The organism is Stenotrophomonas sp. LARHCG68 (assembly GCF_052871705.1).
Genome location: NZ_JBIXJV010000007.1, coordinates 189,807 through 208,110 on the forward strand (window position 1 = coordinate 189,807; position 18,304 = coordinate 208,110).

An 18,304-nucleotide genomic window follows, 5' to 3' on the forward strand; every position below is an offset into this window, starting at 1 on the left:
GGCCTGCGTTCATTCGCAGGCCAGCTTTGTCCATGTCTTCGTCACAAAGTGACGCCAGGCGCTCACTTGAGCTCGAATACCTGGCGCAGGTAGGCCAGGTAACCCGGGTCATCGCACATGCTCTTGCCCGGCGAATCACTGAGCTTGGCGACGGGCTGGCCATTGCAGCGGACCATCTTGATGACGATGTTCAGCGGGGTTGGGCCCAGGTCGTTGGTCAGGTGCGTGCCGACCCCGAACGCCACCTGGCAACGGCCACGGAAGTAATCGAACAGCTGCATCACCTTCTCGATGTTCAGGCCGTCGCTGAACACCAGGATCTTGCTGGTCGGGTCGGTGCGGTTGGCCTTGAAGTGGGCCAGCATGCGGTCGCCCCACGTGAACGGGTCGCCGGAATCATGGCGCACGCCGTCGAACAGCTTGCAGAAATAGGTGTCGAAGTCGCGCAGGAAGGCCTCCAGCCCAACCACGTCGGACAGCGCGATGCCGAGGTCGCCGCGGTACTCGCGCGCCCACGACTCCAGCGCCGCCACCTGCGAATCACGCAGGCGCGGCCCCAGCGCCTGGAACGCCTGCAGGTACTCGTGCGCCATCGTGCCGTGCGGGGTCATGCCGTACAGGCGCGCGAAGTGCACGTTGCTGGTGCCGACGAACTGCGGGCCGAGCGCATCGCGCAGCATCGGCAGCATGGTGCCGTGCCATTGCCGCGAATAGCGGCGGCGCGAGCCGTAGTCGGCGATGCGGCAGTTCGCGAAGCCCGGCGTGTCGCGCAGCAGCGCGGTCTTGGCCTGCAGGCGACGCTCGCCTTCGGCGAAGTCGGGCGTGGTGGTGTTGCGGAACCAGACTTCGTTGATGATCGCCAGCAGCGGCACCTCGAACATGATGGTGTGCAGCCATGGGCCGGTGATGTCCAGCTCGATCTCGCCCGGCACCGTGCTCGACGGGCGCAGCGTGATGTACTTGCGGTCCAGGTGGAACAGGCCCAGGAAATCGACGAAGTCCGGCTTCACGAAACGCAGCCGGCGCATGTACTCCAGTTCCTCGGCGCTGAAGCGCAGGCTGCACAGGTGATCGATCTCGGCGTTGATCTGGTCGATGTAGCGGGCCAGGTCGATGCCCGGCGTGCGGCACTTGAACCGGTACTGGACGATGGCGCCGGGGTACTGGTGCAGCACCGCCTGCATCATCGTGAACTTGTAGAGGTCGGTGTCGAGCAGGGATTGGATGATCATGCCCACATTATGCGCCGGGGCCGGTGGCAATCCGTGCAGCAGCCCGGACGACCCGTTCAGCCTGGCTTGCAGGCCATGCGGCCCCGCGCCCCTGGAGGACGTCCGTTCCGGTCCACGTGGCAGATCCAACGCGGGCGGGATGCAATCCCGGCATGACCTGCCGGAAGCGCCGGGATTGCGTACCGGCGCCCGGGGCTGCGCGCGTTGCGTTGATCGGGCTCAGCGCAACAGCAGGCGCGGCACCTGCAGGGCCGCATGCGCCCAGATCACGCCCCACACGCCCACCCGTACCGGCAGGCTGCGCCGCGGGGCCTCGAACTTGCGGAAGTAGCGCCACAGGCCACGGTGCTTGTGCCACTCCACGAAGAACGGCCGCGCGCGGCTGGACACGCCGCGCACATGCAATACCTGCAGCGCGTTGGCGATGGCCACGGTCGCGCCCGCCTCTCGGGCGCGACGGCACAGGTCCAGGTCCTCGGCATGCAGCCGGTAGCCCTCGTCCCATCCGCCCAGGCGCTGGAACAGGCTGCGCGGCATCAACAGCAGGGCACCGGACAACGCCGGCACCACCTGCAGCGGCGCCGAGCGATCGGCCTCGATCGACAACCGCGCGCCAGCGCCCGGATGGCGCAGCATCGCGGCGAAATCCGGATCGCGACGGCGCACCGCCGCATCCGCCAGCCCCTGCTCGTCCACCTGTTCCACGCCCAGCAGGCAATCACCCAACGGCAGGCCGAGGTCGCGCAGGCGCGCCAGCGTGTCCGGCTCGACCATCAGGTCCGGGTTGACGAACGCCTGCCACGCCGCGTGGCATTCGGCCGCGCCCTGGTTGCAGGCGGTGGCGAAGCCGGGGTTGTCGGGGTTGGCGATGAAGCGCACGCGCGCATCGGCGAGCGCGTGGCGCTGGGCGATCTCCAGCGAGCCGTCGAACGAGGCGTTGTCGACCACGCGGATCTCGGTGACATCCTGCGCGGCACGCAGCCGCGCCAGGCATTCGTCCAAGGTACTCGCGCTCTGGTAGCTGACGACGACAACGGCAATCGACTGACTCACAACGGCTCCGCGCCTGGAAGGGAACCGCAGGCATCGAACAGGTCGCGCTGGGCTTGCGGCATTATCGCCTGCTCGACCAGCTGCTGCAGCAGCGCGCGATGGGCCTGCAACGGGTCATCCATCAGGAAGCCGGCCAGCCGCGCGGTCCATGTCGGCCAGCGATTGGCCAGCACCTCCATGTCGCCATCGCCCGGCTGCCCTTCGCCGGCGCGGCCGACGAAGGCGTTGTCGCACAGCACGTTGCGCCAGCCCAGCCCGCTCATGCGCAGGCTCAGGTCGACCAGCGCGGCGTACCACGAGCCATAGCTGTGGATGTCCAGGCCACCGGCACGACGCCGCGCACTGCCGCGTATCAACACCGCGTGGGTCACCGCCGACGGCAGCTCCGGATGCAGCAACGGCATCGCCGCCAGCGCCAACGCCATGCGTTGCGGGTCGACCGGCAGTGGATTGACCTCGCCGGCGCGCGGCCAGGACACGGTTTCGCCGGCGTTGCTCCAGGGCGTGGCGGTGGCGATGGCCGCATCGCGCGCGAAACACTCGCTGAGCTGCTGCAGCCAGCCACTGCCCGGCACTGCGTTGGGGGCCAGCACCGCCACGTCGGCATCGCCGCAGGCCTGCAGCATCTGGTCCAGATGCGCCGATTCGCCGATCGGCCGCGGGCGCCGGGTGTATTCGGCCTGCAGGCGCGTATGCGCCAGCCAGTGCTCGATCACCGCTTGCCCGCGCGGACCGGACTGGCCATCGTCGGCCAGCCATACCGGCGTGCCGGCCGGCGTGGATGCTTCCAGCGCCGCCAGGCAGGCATCCAGGGCCGTGTCATCCACGCCTACCGGCAACAGGATGACGGGCAGGCCCATGCTCAGTGGCCCGCCTTGGGCTTGTTGATCGGGTCCAGGGCGCGGAACTTGCTGCCGTATTCGTCGGTGAGGTTCCGTGCTTCCTGCGGATTGCGCACGATGGTCGGGGTCAGCAGCACGATCACCTCGCTGCGGCGGCTGTTCTGGGTCTTGCGGCCGAACAGGCCACCAATCACCGGCAGCCGGCTCAACCCCGGCAAGCCCGAGGAGCCCTTGGTGGCGCTGTCCTCGATCAGGCCGCCCAACATGACGGTGTCACCGGCATTCACTGCGGCCTCGGTCTTCATGCGACGCGTGTTGATGCGCACGTTGCCGTTTTCATCAGCCTTGCCTTCCGGCGAACTGACCTCCTGCACGATGTCCAGGAACACCATGCCATCGCGGGTCACGCGTGGCCGCACCTTGAGGATGGTGCCGGTTTCCAGGTACTGCACCTGCGCGTACTGGTTGTCGCTGATGCCCGATACCGACACCGAATACACCGGGATCTTGCTGCCCACGTTCAACGTGGCCACCGCGTTGTTGCGCACGAACACCGAGGGCGTCTGCAGCAGGCGTACGTCGGTGACCTGGTCCAGCGCGGTGATCACCGCGGCGGCGTTCTTGCCGAGGAAGGTCCAGCTCAGCCCTCCCGTCCCGTCGGTACTGCCAGGCACCAACGACCCGGCGATATCGCCCCAGATGCCGCGGCCCAGTGCCGACGGCAAACCGGCCCCCCCTGACTCCTTGGAGGCATTGACCGCCTGCTCGAAATACCAGTTCACGCCGTAGCTCAACTCGCCGTTCAACGCGACTTCGGCCACCTGCGCCTCGATGTGCACCTGCATCGGCATCACGTCGAGCTTCTCGACCACCTCGCGGATCGAGCGCCACGCCTGTGGCGTGCTGCGCACCAGCAGCGTGTTGGTTTCCTCCACCGCCGAGACGCCGACGCGGTCGCCCTCCACTTCCAGCGTCACGCTGCCGTTGCCGGTGCCGCGCGAAGGCAGCGACAGGCTCTCGCCGCTGCCACCACCGCCGTTGCTGCCACTGCCACCGAAGCTGCCGCCATTGCCGTTGTCGGCGAAGCTGCTGCCGTCGCCGCCCGACAGCTTGCTGTCCGGGCCGGAGGACGGATCGTAGGTGCCGCCGCCCATCGACACCGCGCTGCCGCCCGGCGCCAGCGAGGGCCCACCGTCGGACGCTCCCCGCGACCCACTGCCCGCGCCGAACACTTCGGCGAGGCGATCGGCCAGGTCCTTGGCCTTGATGTACTTCAGCTCGTAGGAGAACAACCGCGCGGTGCCGCCCGCGCTGTCGATGCGGTCCAGCCATTGCTGGATCTGGTCCAGGTAGCGTGCCTGCGGGGTGATCACCAGCACGGCGTTGGCGTTGTCCAGCGGCATGAAACGGAACATGCCGGCGCTGGGCGTCTTGCTGCCCTCGCCGAACACCTTCTCCAGGTCACTGGCCACCTGCGAGGCACGGCCGGACTGCAGCGGGAACACGCCCACCGACATGCCCGACAGCCAGTCCACGTCGAAGATCTCGACCGTGCGCAGGTAGTTCTCCAGCTCGGTGCGGGTGCCACCCAGGGTGATGACGTTGCGCGAGCCGTCGATGCCGACGATGGCGTTGGGCCGCGCGTAGGGCTTGAGCACCTTCTCCATCTCGCTGGCGGAGATGTACTGCAGCGGCACCACCCGTACTTCGTAGCCACGCGCGGCCGAGGCCGGCGCGGTGCTTGGCGCGACGGTGCCCGCCAACGGCTGGTCGGCCGGCACCACGTTGTAGCGGCCGCCGCTGAACACCAGCCGGGCGTTGTTCCAGCCCAGCACCATCTCCAGCAGGTTCAGCGCCTGTGCCGGCGACACCGGCTTGGGCGTGGCCAGCGTCACCGTGCCCTGCACGCCCGGCGCGATCACGTAGTTCTGGCCCAGCATGTCGCCGAGGATGGCCTTGGTGACGGCCTGCACCGACTCGCCTTCGAAGTTGAACACCGCCGAACCATTGCCGGCCGCCGACAGGGACGGCGCCGGCGCCGAAGCCGCAGCGCGGTTGATCACCGTGCCATTGCCACGGCGGATCACGGCCCGGCTCTGGCCCTCCACTTCCTGCGGGGCGTCGGTCGGGGTCAACCCGCGCGTGGTGGCCGGTTCGCCGGCCTGCGGCGCGGCGATGTCGTTGCCCACCGCCGCGTTGCGCCGGATCTCGGGCACCGGCGTGGTGGCGCAACCGCTCAGGGCGCCGATCAGCAGGGTGATGGGGACTATGCGTGACGTCATGCGCTCACTCTACGGTTTCTGGCCGCCGGGGGCGCCGGCCTGTTGTTGTTGCGCCTGCCTGCGGCGGGCCTGGATGCGATCACGGATCGCCTGGATCTGTTCGGCGGTCGGCGCCGCCGGCTCGGCCGCGGCATTGGCCGGTGGCGGTGGCAGCGGTGGTGGCGGGACCTGCGGCGTGGGTGCAGTACCGGGCGGCGGCACGCCTTCCGGCTTGCCACTGCCGCTGAACACCTGCAGTTCCAGGTTCAAGGTGCCCGACGGCCCGCTGACCACCGCCGCACGCGGCTGCAGCGACAGGAGCTGCCACCCCGATTGCGCCTCGCCGCCCACCCGCAGCCGCAGCGACTGGCCCTGTTCGGTGGTCAGTGTCGCCATTTCCATGCCCGGGGTGATCAGCACGCCGGTCAGGCGCACGCTGGCCACCGCCGCCGGCTCGGTGCCGTCGCCCAGCACGAACGGGTGCGGGCGCCGGTCGTTGGCGAACAAGGGCCGCGCCATGGCTTCGGCATTGTCGGTGGCCGCGGCACGCGGCGGGTCGGCCAGCGGCACGGCCGGCAGTGTTGGCACCTCCAGCGCCGTGGCGGGATCGCCGATGCGGCCGCCCAGCCCGAACAGCGTGGCCGTCCACACCGCCAACGCCCAGCCGCCCAACGCGGCCAGCCACCAGGTCCGCAGGCCCGCCACGTCAGGGCGCATTGGTCACCTCCGGGTTGGCGCCGGCCACCACGCCGGGCGGCAGGTAGCCGCTGAGTTCGAAACTGACATCCAGCCCGACGCTGCCTTCGCTGCCACCGGGCGAGGACAGGATGTCCAACCGGTCCACGCGCAGCTGCGGTGCGCCGGTTTCCAGCGCCTGCAGCACGGCCATCCATTCGGCCATGCCGCAGCGCAGGCGTGCCTGCACCGCCACCCGCACGAAGCGGCCGGTGGTATCGGCCGGCATCGGCGAACGGTCGCTGATCGCGCAGCTGCGGTTGTCCGGGCTGGCCTGGCGCGCGGCTTCCTCCAGCCGCTGCACCAGCCGCGAGGTGGCCAGCTCCACCGAGGTTTCCGGCAGGAAGCCGGGCTCGGTGGCCAACGCCTGCTGTGCCTGCTGCAGCCGCTGCGTCACCTGCGGTGCCTGCCGGATCTGGATGTCGATGCGCTGCCGGCGCTCGAGCAGCGCGTCGATCTGTTCGCCGACTGCCCGCATCGGCTGCGTCCACAACGGATGCACCAGCAGCAGGTAGGCCAGGCCGACCAGGCCGAGCAGCAGGCCCAGCGCCAGCCAACGGTCACGGGGTGCGGGTTGCGGCGCCATCGGCGGCCTCCTTCCGTGGCGCCAGCAGCTCGGCGGTCAGGGTGAAACGTTCGCGCCGGTCGCTGCCGCCGGCCTGCAGCACGCCGGTCAACGAAGGCGTCTTCCACAGGCTGGAACCCTCCAGCCGGGACACCAGCGAGGAGGAACTGCGGCTCATGCCGATCAGCTGCATGCGACCGGCTTCGATGGACAGCTTTTCCAGCGAGGTGTCGTCGTCCAGGCGCTGGCTGAGTTCGTTGATCACTTCGGTGGCGGTGGGCTGGGCGGCCCGTTGCTGGGCGAAGAAGGCCTGGCCATCGACCAGGTCCTGCAGCTGCTGCCGCTGCGTGGCCACGGCGCGTGCACGCACCGAGGCCGCTTCCACCTGCGCGGCGAGCGTGGCCGCGGCCTGGCGACGGTTGTCCAGCAGTTGCCAACCGGCCAGGACCAGCAGCACCGCGCTGCCCAGCACCAGCATGCGGTTGAGCCGGCGCATCGGGTCCTGGCGCTGCCGGCGCAGTGCCGCCGGCAACAGGTTCACACCCAGCGGCTGGCCCTGGGCATCGGCCACGTCCACGCCATCCAGCTGGCCCTGCCACGCCTCGCGTGGCAGCAGCAGGGTTTCCACCACGGTGCGCGGCGCCACCACCAGCTCGACGTCCAGCTGCCCATCGGCCTGCCGCCCCAGCAATCGCACGTCGAAGTACACCTGCTCGGCGGTGAAGGGGGTCTGCCGGTCGATCTCGAAGCGCAGCACGTCATGCAGGCGGCCGTCGGCGGCGGCCGGCAGGCGCATCGGCTTGCGCAACGCCTTGCCGGCCGGCAGCAGCGCGCAACGCGGCAGCCGCGCATCGCGCGGCGACAATGCGGCCTGCAGTGCTTCCGGCAACAACGGTGCCTGCAGCGACTGCTGCAACAGCGCTTCGGCACCCTGCGCCTGCAGCACGTGTACCTGCCCACCCTGCGGCGACAACAGCACCCGCGCACCGGACACCCCCAGCAGCAGACGCCAGCGCGCCGGCAACCACGACTGCAGCGAGGACACCCACCACGACCAGAAGCCCCCGGCCCCCGGCGCGACGCGCGTCCCCAGCTGTCCCAGTCTTTCCCGCAACGCCGTCATCTCGATACCGCTCCCTGTTCCCACCGCACCACCGTATACGGCATGCCGGCGGCGCCTTCCGGCGCCAGCCGCACCACCGTGCGCAGCACCGCTTCGCGTTCGTCCCCCATCCGCACGCGGCTGTCGACACTATAAATGCCGCTGCCGCCTCCCACCGCACCGCCCCCCCCGGGGGTTTCGCGTTCACGCGCGGCGATGACCAGCGCCGCGTCCATGCCCATCGCGGTCAGTACCGGTGCCTGGGCCAAGCGCGCATCCGGCCGCGCCTGGCCGTAGACCGTCACCAACGGGGCCAACTGCTCGTACAGGTCCGCGTCCATGCCGATCAGGCGTTGCAGTTCGCCGATGCTGTCGAAGCGGGCGTTCTTGGCCGGATAGGGATACCCCGCCGCGGCATAGTCGGCGCTTTCCGCGCCGCCGCTGGGCTGGCGCAGGTCGTCGACGTCGCGCCAGTCCAGCACCGCGCCGGCCACCTGCGTGGCGCGCGTGGCTTCCACCCCCAGCGCCCGCAGCAGGCCTTCGAGCAAGGGGCGGTCGGCCTGGTTCAAGTCGACCTTGCCGGCCTCGTCGATGACGCGCAGCTCCACCGTGCGTCCATCGAACTGCCAGCGATAGCGACGGCCGTCGGCGTGCCAGGCAGGTTGGGTCGGCGTGGCGTGCATGCGCGACAGCGCGTAGTCCACGCCGGCATGGGCGATCTCCTGGCCTGCGCCGAGGTCCGCCGTCACCTTGCCCTGCATGTATTCCACCCGCGCGCTCAACGCGAACGCGCCGATGGTGGCGGTCAGCAGCGCCACCAGCCACAGCACCAACACCAGCGCCGCGCCGCGTGCCCTCATCGCCAGCCTCCCGGGGTGGCGCCGTACTGCGGCACCGCCACCACCAGCGTCGGCCAGGCCGCGCCTTCGGCCGGCACGATGTCGATGGCGACCAGGGCCGGCATCCGTCCCGGCACGTTCCAGCGATCCTGCCATGGCCCCATCGTCCCGCTCTGCGGGTCGATGCCGCGGTACTGCAGGCGAACCTGCCGGAGCCCGTCGACCAGCAGCTCGCTGCCGCGTGGCGGGTTCTCGGGCAACGGCTGGCCGTTCTGCAGCAGGGTCAGGTCGATGCGCAGCTGCTGCCTGGCGCCGTCGCCGCTGACCTGCAGGTCATGCAGGTACGGACCGCCACGGCCCAGGTAGCCCGGCACGTCGGCGACGAAGCGCATCTGCTGTGGCTGGCCATCGAACATCACCGCCACGGCACTGAGCGAGCCAGGTTCAGCCGGCAACGGCTGGGTCAGCGTCGCCATCAGGCGCCGGCGCAGGAAACCCTCCACGCCACGCATGCGTTCGTTCTGGCTGGCGATCAGTTCACCGCGCGTGCTGATCGCCAGGGTCGAGCGCACGATGGCGAACGCCAACGCCATGCCGGCCGCCAGCAACGCGGTGGCCAGCAGCACTTCGATCAGGGTGAAGCCACGCGCGGGACGGCCCGGCCTCATTGCGTGCCCTCCATGCCCGTGGCGCGAAGCCGCAACGTGCGCCAGCGCAGTTGTTCGGCCGCGGCATCGCCCCAGCGCACCTGCAGGTCCAGCAGCCACAACCGCGATTGCGGTTGGCGCGGCTCGACGAATGGCGTCACCTGCAGGGTCCAGCGGTACCGCCCCTGCTCCCATTCGCCCTGGCGCACGCCCGCGGCCAGGGGTGCATCGATGCCGGCGCCGGCGAGCAGCGACTGCGCGTGCAGCGACGCACGGCCCTGGTGCTCGGCCATGCCGACCTGGCGCGCCGCACCGGAAAGACTGCCCAGCAGCAGGGTGGCGGCCAGCGCCATCAGCGCGAAGGCGACGATCACCTCGATCAACGAGAACCCCCGCTGCCGCTTCATTGTCCCGCCCCCTGCAACAGGCCCGAACGCACCTCGCCGGTGATCCAGCCCACGTCGATGCGCCACACCGCCGAGCGCGCGCTCAACTCGATGCGCCCTCCGGTCGATGCGCCGTCCTCGAAGAACCGCACCACGCCCTCGTCGCCGCGCACCTGGGTCTGGCGCGCGCCGGTGTAACGCACCGACAGCGTGTCGGGCAGTTCACCGTGGCGACCACCGGGGCCGGTCCAGCGGCGCGTGCGCACGTCCAACGCGAACGCCTGCGGCCGGCCGGTGGCGATGGCGCGGGTGCGTGCGTAGCGCAGTTCGGCGGCGACCTCCTTGCCGGCCGAGCGCAGCTTCATGCCTTCCAGCCCGCCGCTCATCGCCATCGCCGCGACCAGCGCGATGGCGGCCACCAGCGCCAGCGCCAGCAGCATCTCCAGCAGCGACACGCCGGACATGCGCGCCCGCACGCCTGCGGGCAGGCGGCGCGGCCGGAACGGGGCGGTCAGCGCAGGCATGGCCGCTTACTGGTTGCGGATGTCCGCGTTGTAGCTGTCGCCGCCCGGCTGGCCATCGGCGCCCAGGCTGATCAGGTCGAACGGCTGGCCTTCGCCCGGCGCGCGGTACTGCACCGGGTTGCCCCACGGGTCATTGAACTCGGCCGGCTTGGCGTACGGGCCGAGCCAGCCACTGACACCACCGGGCTGGGTGGCCAGGTCGTCGAGCTTGGCCGGCAGGCGGCCGGTATCGAGCTTGAAGTTCTCCACCTTGCCGCTGAGCGTCTGGATCTGGGTCTTGGCCAGGTTGGCCTTGCCGCGGTCGGCGCCGCCGAGCACGCGGCTGCCGACCAGGGTCAGCACCGCGCCGATCAGCACGATGACGATGATGATCTCCAGCAGGCTCATGCCGGCCTGGCGCGCGTGGAACGACGGTTGTCGGATGGTTCGCTTCATGCAGGTTTCCTTGTCGGCGAGGTCGGGGGTCAGCCAATGGCGTTGGTCAGGTCGTACAGCGGCACCAGTACCGCGATGATCACCACGCCCACCACCGAGGCGAGCAGCAGGGTGATCACCGGCACCAGCGCGGCGAGCATGCGGTCGATGCTGCGGGCGGTTTCCACGTCGAAGGTGTCGGCGGTCCTGAGCAGCATGCTTTCCAGCGTGCCGGACTCCTCGCCCACCTGGATCATCTGCAGCGCCAGCCGCGGGAAGCGGCCGTTGCGCGACAACGCGCCGGACAAGCCGGCACCGTTCTTCACCGCTTCGGCGGCCTCGGCCACGTCGCCGGCCAGGGCGCGGTTGCCCAGCACGTTGCGGGCGATGCCCAACCCGGCCAGCAAGGGCACGCCGTTGCGCAGCAACGTGCCCAGCGTGCGGCTGAGCCGCGCGGTCTCCAGCCGCGCCACCAGCGGCCCGACCACCGGCCGCTTCAGCAGCCAGGCATCGAAGGCCAGGCGGAACGCGGCATCACGGCGCTTGCGCTCCATCCACAGCAGCGCCAGCGCCGGCACCACGATGAACACGATCCAGCCCTGGCGCACCAGCAGGCCGATCTCCAGCACCGCGCGGGTGAACCAGGGCAGGGTCACGTCCAGGCTTTCGTACATCTGCGCGAACTGCGGCACCACGTAGCCCAGCAGGAACAGCAGCGCGCCACCGACCACCACCAGCAGGATGGCCGGGTAGATCATCGCGTTGATCACCCTGCCCTTCAGCTCCTGGCTGCGCTCCAGGTAATCGGCCAGGCGCTGCAGGGTTTCATGCAGGCTGCCGCCGGCTTCGCCGGCGCGCACCATGTTCACGTACAGCCGCGAGAACAGCCCATGCTGGCGTTCCAACGCCTGCGACAGCGGGGCACCGCCACGCACGGTGTCGCGGATGTCGGCGATGACGCGGCGCGAACGCGCGTCCTCCGGCGCTTCCAGCAGGATGCCCAGCGCACGGTCCAAGGGCTGGCCGGCACCCAGCAGCGTGGCCAGCTGCTGGGTGAACTGCACCAGCATGGCGCCGGCGAACGGGCGTTGCCGCCACTGTTTCCAGCTGGCGCCCTCGAACGCCGAACCGGTCGCCAGCTTCGCCTCGACCGGCATGTGGCCCTGCTCCTGCAGGCGCGCGATCACGTCCGCATCGCTGGCCGCCTCCATCTGCCCGTCCAGCAGTTCGCCATGGGCATCCAGTGCCTTGTAGCGGTACAACGGCATCAGGACGGCCGCTCCACGTGCAGCAGGAGGTTCATGCGTCCTCCGTCACGCGCAGGACTTCTTCCAGCGTGGTCTGGCCACGCAGGGCCTTGATGATGCCGTCCTCGTACATGGTGCGCATGCCGGCGGCACGCGCGATCTGCTCGATCTCGCCCATCCCGGCCTTGCGCATCACCGCGTTGCGCAGCGCATCGTCCATCACCAGGAATTCGACGATGGTGGTGCGGCCCTTGTAGCCGGTGGGCGCAACGGCCGATGGCTGCGGCCGGTACAGGTGGATCTGCCCATGCGGCTGGTAACGGCGCAGGTTGAAGCGTTCGATCTCCTCGGCCGAGGCCGGGTAGCGCTGTGCATGCGTGGGCTCCAGCCGGCGCACCAGGCGCTGGGCGAGGATGCCGTTGATGGTGGAGGTGAGCAGGTAGTCCTCCACGCCCATGTCGAGCAGGCGGGTGATGCCGCCGGCGGCGTTGTTGGTATGCAGCGTGGACAGCACCAGGTGGCCGGTGAGCGCGGACTGGATGGCGATGCGCGCGGTTTCCAGGTCGCGCATTTCGCCGATCATGATGATGTCCGGGTCCTGGCGGACGATGCCGCGCAGCGCGCTGGCGAAGTCCAGCCCGATCTGCGGCTTGGCCTGGATCTGGTTGATGCCTTCGAGCTGGTACTCGACCGGGTCCTCGACGGTGATGATCTTGACCTTGTCGGTGTTGAGCTGGCTCAGCGCGGTGTACAGCGTGGTGGTCTTGCCCGAACCGGTCGGGCCGGTGACCAGCAGGATGCCGTGCGGCTGCGCCAGCACGCGGCTGAACTGCGGCATGAATGCATCGTCGAAGCCGAGCCGCTGGAAGTCGAACACCACCGCCTCGCGGTCGAGCAGGCGCATCACCACGCTCTCGCCATGCGCGGTGGGCATGGTGCTCACGCGCAGGTCCAGCTCCTTGCCCTGCACGCGCAGCATGATGCGGCCGTCCTGCGGCAGGCGGCGCTCGGCGATGTTGAGCTTAGCCATGATCTTGATGCGGCTGATCACCGCGGCGGTCAGGTTGACCGGCGGGCTTTCGCCATCGACCAGCACGCCGTCGACGCGGTAGCGCACCTTCAGCCGGTTCTCGAACGGCTCGACGTGGATGTCCGAGGCGCGCAGCTCCACCGCACGCTGGATCAGCAGGTTGACCAGGCGGATCACCGGCGCCTCGGAGGCCAGGTCGCGCAGGTGCTCGATGTCATCCAGCGGCGCGGCCTCGCCGTCGGCCGACTCCAGGATGGTGCCCATCGCACTGCGGCCCTGCCCGTGCCAGCGCTCGATCACCTCGTCCACTTCACTGCGCAGGCCGACCACCGGGGCGATGTCGCAGCCGGTGGCAAGGCGCATCGCGTCGATGGCATAGCCGTCCTGCGGGTCGGCCATCCACACGCGCACGCGGCCCTGCTGTTCGCCCAGCGGCAACACCAGGAACTGCTTGAGGAAGCGCAGCGGCACCGGCTCGGCCCCTTCCACCAGCTCGGGCGGGTGCTCGGGGACGTCACGCGCGGCCAGCAGGCGCAGGCCCAGCACCCGCGCGCAGGCCTCGGCATGGTCGCGCTCGGACACCAGCCCCAGCCGCGCCAGCAGCACCAGCAGGTCGCCGCCGGACTCGCGCTGCAACTGCCGCGCACGCTGCAGGTCGGCGTCCTTCAGCCGGCCCTGCACGAGCAGCTCCTGGACGATACGTTCGGCAGGCGTGGCCGCAACATTGGCGTCATGGACTACCGCGTTCACGCACTCCTCCTCTGTTGACCGGACTTTAGCAGCTCGCCGCGTCGTTCCATACGCATGAACAGGCGCAATTCCCGCTTCCAGCGTGATTGGCATCCACGTCAGCGCGATTACGCCGGCCCGCCCACCCGGCATGGCGAAAAAAAGAACCCCGGCAAGCCGGGGTTCCAAGGACCACAGGAGGAAACGCTTACTGGCGCGCGACCAGGCTCACGCCGCTGAAGCTGCCCGCGCCGACCAGCTTGACGTAGTAGGTGCCGGCCTTCGGGGCGGTGAAGCGGATGGTCTCGCTGTTGCCCGGGCGGGTGGAGCTGGCATCGGCCGCGCTGGCCGACGGCTCCTTGTCGAAGCTGGCGTACAGCGAGACGTTGCCGCTGCCACCGTAGCTCATGAAGGTCAGCACCTTGCCGGCCTCGGCCTGGAAGCTGTACAGCACCTCGTTGCCACTGTTGCCGGCCAGGCCGGTCACCGCGACCTTGTTGACCAGCGGCGTGGCCACCGGGCCGCATTCCTCCACGGCCGGGTCGCACGGCGGCGTGGTTGCCTTGAGCAGGGCCGCCTCGATGTTGAGGATGCCGGCGCCGATCGGCGTGGACGCCGGGATGCTCACCGGGAACGGCTTGACCGTGGAGGTCAGCAGGTCACGCATCTGCGTCCAGGTCAGCGGCGTGTCGACCACGCTCTGCACCATCGCCACCGCGGCGGCCACGTGCGGCGACGCCATCGAGGTACCCACCATGCCCAGCGGCGCCCAGTCCGCGGTCGGCCCCTGCGTGCCTTCGTTGATCACCTGGAAGATCCAGCCGTTGTTGTTCTGCTCGGCGTTGCCGCCCGGCGCGGACAGGTCCACGCGCGGCCCGTAGTTGGAGTAGTACGTGCGCCCGCCGTTGAAACCGGTGGCGCCCACCGAGATCACGTTGTTGCACGAGGACATCGTGTAGCTGCCGGCATTGGCGTTGTCGTTGCCCGCGGCCACCACGATGATGCTGCCGAGGCTGATCGCCTCGTCGATGGCGTCCTGGTAGATGGTCGGGCAGCTCGACGGTGCACCGCTGCCCAGGCTCATGTTGATGACTTCCGCCGGGTTCGGGTTGGCCGGCAGGCCCGGCACGGTACCACCGGCCGCCCAGATGATGCCGTCGGAGATGTCGCTGCCGAAGCCACCGCAGGAACCGAGCACGCGCACCGGCATCACCTTGGCCTTGAACGCCAGGCCGGCCAGGTTGACGCCGTTGTTGGTCTCCTGCGCGACGGTGCCGGCGACATGGCTGCCGTGCCAGGAACTGACGTCGGCCGCATGCGGGTCGTTGGTCGCCCAGCCGGTGCAGTAGTTCTGCTCGACCCAGTCGCCGATGTCCCAGCCGCCGGCGACGCGGTCATCGCTGTCGCGGCGCGAGACGCGCTTGTCGCTGATCATGTCGTAGCCGGGAATCACGTTGTTCTGCAGGTCCGGGTTGCCCTGCGCGATGCCGGTGTCGATCACCGCCACCACCACGCCCTCGCCCTGCGAGATGTCCCAGGCCTGGGTGGCATTCACGCCGCTCTGCGCGTTGTAGAAGTTCCACTGCGCCGAGGTCTGCGGGTCGTTGGGCGCGAAGTTCGGGCTCACCTGGGTTGCCAGGCGCTGGTACATCCGGTCGATTTCCACCCGCTCCACCGCGGGATTGGCCTTCAGCTCGCGGATGAAGTTGGCCGCTTCCTGGCCGTCCAGCTCACGCGAGGCCTTCACCACCGCCCAGCCCGGGCTGCCCATGCGGCGCAGCAGCGCGGCACTGGCGGCCGGACGTGCGGCCGACTTGGCCGAAGCGGCGGTCGCCCGGCTCAGCCCGGCGCGCGAGGCCGCGGCATTGATGCCCCGGTTGGCCACGCCTGAATCACGCAGCTCGCTGCTGCCGGCACGGTACTTGACGATGAAGCGGTATCCGCCTTCACCGGCGGCCGGCCCACTGTTGAGCGGGCGTGTCGGCAGGCTGCCGGTGTTGGCCGCCAGTGCGGCCGGCACGCCCATCGAAACCATCAACACGACACCGGCAACTGCCACTCCAAGCTTGGTCTTCTTCATGTTCGATCTCTCGTCTGCTGGAACAGGGATGGAACTCCATTGCTGCATTGCCTTGCCTTCCCGACCCTCGCTCCACCGGCTGCGGGGGCAGCCGGCGGCGGGGCCGCGAACCTTGCTGCAGGCGCCCGCCGGCGATGGCGGGCGCCGCTGTCACCGACGTGCTTACCAGCCGAAGCCGGCGCCCACGCCCACCGAGCTGTCATCGCTGCTGAAGGCACCGCCCAGGGTGACCGTGGCGCGATCGCTGATCGCACGCTGGTAGCCGATGGACAGGGCCGATTCACCGCTCTGGAAGCCCACGCCCACGCCCACGCGGTTCGGCGTGCGTACGCCCGCCGCGCTGGTGGCCATGTTCAACATCGCCGCGTTCATCGCGCCCTGGCGATCAATGCGGCGATCGATATGCCGCAGGCGGTTGTCCATGTCGTTGCGCAGTCCGGTGAAGCTGTCGGTGAGGCTGCCGAACTTGGTGTCGGTATAGCTGTTGGCCGAGGCGACGCCCTGGTCCAGCTGTCCCTTGTTGACCGCGTCGGTGGCCTGGGTGCCGGCAGCGACATTGGTGATCTGCCGCTCCTGCCCGGCACTGCCCACCGACACGGTGTTGGCACGATCGGCCACCGAGCCCTGACCCAACGCCACGGCTCCCTGCGCGGTGACGCTCGCGCCCTGGCCCACCGCGGTCCCGGAGGCGGCACTCACGCTGGCGCTTTCACCCACCGCAACGGCATTGGTGGCCGCCGCGGTGATGTGGGTGTTGGCCCCCACCGCGGTGCTGCCGTCGGCGTCAACGCGGGCGTTGCTGCCCAGCGCGGTGTCGTTCGGGCCATGCGCGTAGCTGCTGTTGCCCACCGCGGTGCCGGCGGTGTTGTTGGCCTTGGCCTGGTCGCCCAGTGCGACGCCGCCGGTACTGGCGGTGGTGTCGACGCTGGCGGTACGGGGACCATTGCCATTGCCATTGCCATTGCCATTGCCATTACCGTTGCCGTTGCCGTTGCCGTTGCCATTACCGTTGCCGTTGCCGTTGCCATTTCCATGGCCGTTCCCGTTCCCGTTGCCGTTGCCATTTCCATGGCCGTTCCCGTTGCCATTCCCTGCCAGGCGGCCGTTGATCGAGGTGACCTGGTTGTCCAGTGCCGTCAACGCCGCACCGACGTTGTTGTAGCTGCTGCCCTGGATCACGTAGGTCGGCGCGACGAACACGCCCTGCATGCCGATGCCGGCACCACCGCCGAGGAAGCTGGCCATGTTGCCCAGCGATTGGAACAGCTGGCCCCCGTTGACCGCCTGCATGCTGCCGGCGGCGATGTTGCCGGCGGCCACGTTGTCCAGCGTGGTTCCCTTCACGCCGGCCAGGGTCATCGTGTCGCGGCTGCTGTCATCGTAGGTCACGGCGTTGGCGGTGACGTTCTCCACCGTGCCGATGCGGCCATCGATGTCGTCCACGCGCGTCTCCACCGCACCGACCCGCTGGTTGGTGACGTACAACTGGCCACCGGTCACCGCATCGGTGCTGTTCTGGGCGACGCGGCCGTTGGCGACGTTGACGATGCGGCGCGTGGCCGGGCCGTCAGTGCCATTGCCACCACCCACCGAGACCACGTTTGCCTCGGTCGCACGCGAACCGGCACCCAGCGCAACCGAGTTGGCGCCGGACACCCCGGCACCGGCGCCGATGGCGACGCTGTTGACCCCGTTGCTGGCGAACGCGCCATAGCCGATCGCCACGCCGTTGGTCGCGGTGATCGAGGTCTGCCGGCCCAGCGCGGTGCTGTTGGTGCCACGCGCCGATGCATCCGCGCCGACCGCCGTTGCACCGGTGGCGTTGGCGGTGCTGGCCGTGCCCAACGCCGTGGAACGGTTGGCGCTGGCGTTGGCACCCGAACCGGCGGCCAGTGCGTCCGTGCCGCCCGCGCTCGCCGCCGCACTGCCTGTGGCCTGGAAGTACTTGCTGGTCTGGCCGGCGCTGGTTGCCACCGCATCCAGCTGCGACTTGTTCACCGCATCGGTGGCCTCGGTACCGGCGGCCACGTTGGTGATCTGGCGTTCGTTGCCGGCACTGCCCACCGACACCGTACCGGCGCGGTCGGCGACCGAGCCGGCACCCAGGGCCACCGAACCGGTGCCACTGGCCTCCGCCCCCATGCCCAGCGCGGTGCTCTGCTGGCCCACCGCCCAGGCATTGGCGCCCACCGCGGTGGCGTCATCGCCGAAGGCCCAGCTGGCGCTGCCGATCGCCACCGCATTGGTCGAACCAATGCCGAACAGGCCGAAGCCGGTCTCGGCACCATCACCGATCGCCAGGCTGCCTTCGCCCAGTGCCGAGGCATTGCGGCCCACGGCCACGTTGCCGTCCTCGTAGGCCGCCGCATTGAAGCCCACTGCGGTCGTGCCCGCGCCTTCGGCATAGCTCTGCGAACCGGTCGCGGTGCTGTAGTCGCCCAGGGCGTTGGCAACCGCGCCATTGGCGGTGGACTGGTCGCCACGTGCCAACGCGCCCACGCCGCTCGCCGTGGCGGCGAAGCCTTCGGCATTGGCGCTGGCACCCAGCGCGGTGCCACCGACGCCGGCGCTGGTCGCACCGGTATCCACCGGCACGCCACCGACGTTGATCAGCGCAT

The 18,304-nt window shown here is 69.7% G+C and carries 16 protein-coding genes; all 16 read right to left on the reverse strand.

Going from position 1 to position 18,304, the window contains the following annotated elements:
- Positions 1 to 62: 62 nt before the first annotated feature.
- Positions 63 to 1,232, reverse strand: a complete 1,170-nt coding sequence (gene pncB, locus ACIPR8_RS18440; RefSeq protein ID WP_132865035.1) for a nicotinate phosphoribosyltransferase — start codon at positions 1,230 to 1,232, stop codon at positions 63 to 65.
- A 219-nt stretch (positions 1,233 to 1,451) separates the two neighbouring features.
- Positions 1,452 to 2,285: a glycosyltransferase family 2 protein gene (locus tag ACIPR8_RS18445; RefSeq protein WP_192286718.1), complete on the reverse strand. Its 834-nt coding sequence runs from the start codon at positions 2,283 to 2,285 to the stop codon at positions 1,452 to 1,454.
- Positions 2,282 to 3,145 carry a glycosyltransferase family 2 protein gene (locus ACIPR8_RS18450; protein ID WP_446541950.1) on the reverse strand — a complete coding sequence of 288 codons (864 nt, stop codon included), beginning with the start codon at positions 3,143 to 3,145 and terminating at the stop codon, positions 2,282 to 2,284. Before ACIPR8_RS18450 ends, ACIPR8_RS18445 begins: the two co-directional genes overlap by 4 nt.
- 2 nt (positions 3,146 to 3,147) lie before the next feature.
- Positions 3,148 to 5,409, reverse strand: a complete 2,262-nt coding sequence (gspD, locus tag ACIPR8_RS18455) for a type II secretion system secretin GspD (RefSeq protein ID WP_446541951.1) — start codon at positions 5,407 to 5,409, stop codon at positions 3,148 to 3,150.
- Between the two features lie 9 nt (positions 5,410 to 5,418).
- Entirely contained in the window at positions 5,419 to 6,105 is a 687-nt protein-coding gene (locus ACIPR8_RS18460; protein WP_446541952.1) for a hypothetical protein, read from the reverse strand.
- Positions 6,095 to 6,709 (reverse strand): type II secretion system protein GspM, encoded by a 615-nt coding sequence (gene gspM / locus ACIPR8_RS18465; RefSeq protein ID WP_446541953.1) that lies wholly within the window; start codon positions 6,707 to 6,709, stop codon positions 6,095 to 6,097. Before gspM ends, ACIPR8_RS18460 begins: the two co-directional genes overlap by 11 nt.
- Positions 6,684 to 7,811 carry a PilN domain-containing protein gene (locus tag ACIPR8_RS18470; RefSeq protein ID WP_446541954.1) on the reverse strand — a complete coding sequence of 376 codons (1,128 nt, stop codon included), beginning with the start codon at positions 7,809 to 7,811 and terminating at the stop codon, positions 6,684 to 6,686. The genes gspM and ACIPR8_RS18470 overlap by 26 nt, the downstream gene beginning before the upstream one ends.
- Positions 7,808 to 8,650: a general secretion pathway protein GspK gene (locus ACIPR8_RS18475; protein WP_192286723.1), complete on the reverse strand. Its 843-nt coding sequence runs from the start codon at positions 8,648 to 8,650 to the stop codon at positions 7,808 to 7,810. The genes ACIPR8_RS18470 and ACIPR8_RS18475 overlap by 4 nt, the downstream gene beginning before the upstream one ends.
- Positions 8,647 to 9,297 carry a prepilin-type N-terminal cleavage/methylation domain-containing protein gene (locus tag ACIPR8_RS18480; protein ID WP_192286724.1) on the reverse strand — a complete coding sequence of 217 codons (651 nt, stop codon included), beginning with the start codon at positions 9,295 to 9,297 and terminating at the stop codon, positions 8,647 to 8,649. Before ACIPR8_RS18480 ends, ACIPR8_RS18475 begins: the two co-directional genes overlap by 4 nt.
- Positions 9,294 to 9,683: a type II secretion system protein XpsI gene (xpsI, locus tag ACIPR8_RS18485; protein ID WP_192286725.1), complete on the reverse strand. Its 390-nt coding sequence runs from the start codon at positions 9,681 to 9,683 to the stop codon at positions 9,294 to 9,296. The genes ACIPR8_RS18480 and xpsI overlap by 4 nt, the downstream gene beginning before the upstream one ends.
- Entirely contained in the window at positions 9,680 to 10,186 is a 507-nt protein-coding gene (gene xpsH / locus ACIPR8_RS18490) for a type II secretion system protein XpsH (RefSeq protein WP_446541955.1), read from the reverse strand. The genes xpsI and xpsH overlap by 4 nt, the downstream gene beginning before the upstream one ends.
- A 6-nt stretch (positions 10,187 to 10,192) precedes the next feature.
- The gene (gene gspG / locus ACIPR8_RS18495) at positions 10,193 to 10,621 is read right to left on the reverse strand and encodes a type II secretion system major pseudopilin GspG (RefSeq protein WP_192286726.1); all 429 of its coding nucleotides are present in this window, start codon (positions 10,619 to 10,621) and stop codon (positions 10,193 to 10,195) included.
- 29 nt (positions 10,622 to 10,650) lie between these two features.
- Positions 10,651 to 11,868 (reverse strand): type II secretion system protein XpsF, encoded by a 1,218-nt coding sequence (gene xpsF / locus ACIPR8_RS18500; RefSeq protein ID WP_132865045.1) that lies wholly within the window; start codon positions 11,866 to 11,868, stop codon positions 10,651 to 10,653.
- Positions 11,869 to 11,899: 31 nt separating this feature from the next.
- Positions 11,900 to 13,627 carry a type II secretion system ATPase GspE gene (gene gspE / locus ACIPR8_RS18505; RefSeq protein ID WP_313252780.1) on the reverse strand — a complete coding sequence of 576 codons (1,728 nt, stop codon included), beginning with the start codon at positions 13,625 to 13,627 and terminating at the stop codon, positions 11,900 to 11,902.
- Between the two features lie 187 nt (positions 13,628 to 13,814).
- The gene (locus ACIPR8_RS18510; RefSeq protein ID WP_132865047.1) at positions 13,815 to 15,686 is read right to left on the reverse strand and encodes a S8 family peptidase; all 1,872 of its coding nucleotides are present in this window, start codon (positions 15,684 to 15,686) and stop codon (positions 13,815 to 13,817) included.
- Between the two features lie 162 nt (positions 15,687 to 15,848).
- Positions 15,849 to 18,304, reverse strand: a 2,456-nt coding sequence (locus tag ACIPR8_RS18515) for a YadA family autotransporter adhesin (protein ID WP_446541956.1), incomplete at its 5' end; no start/stop codon positions are given.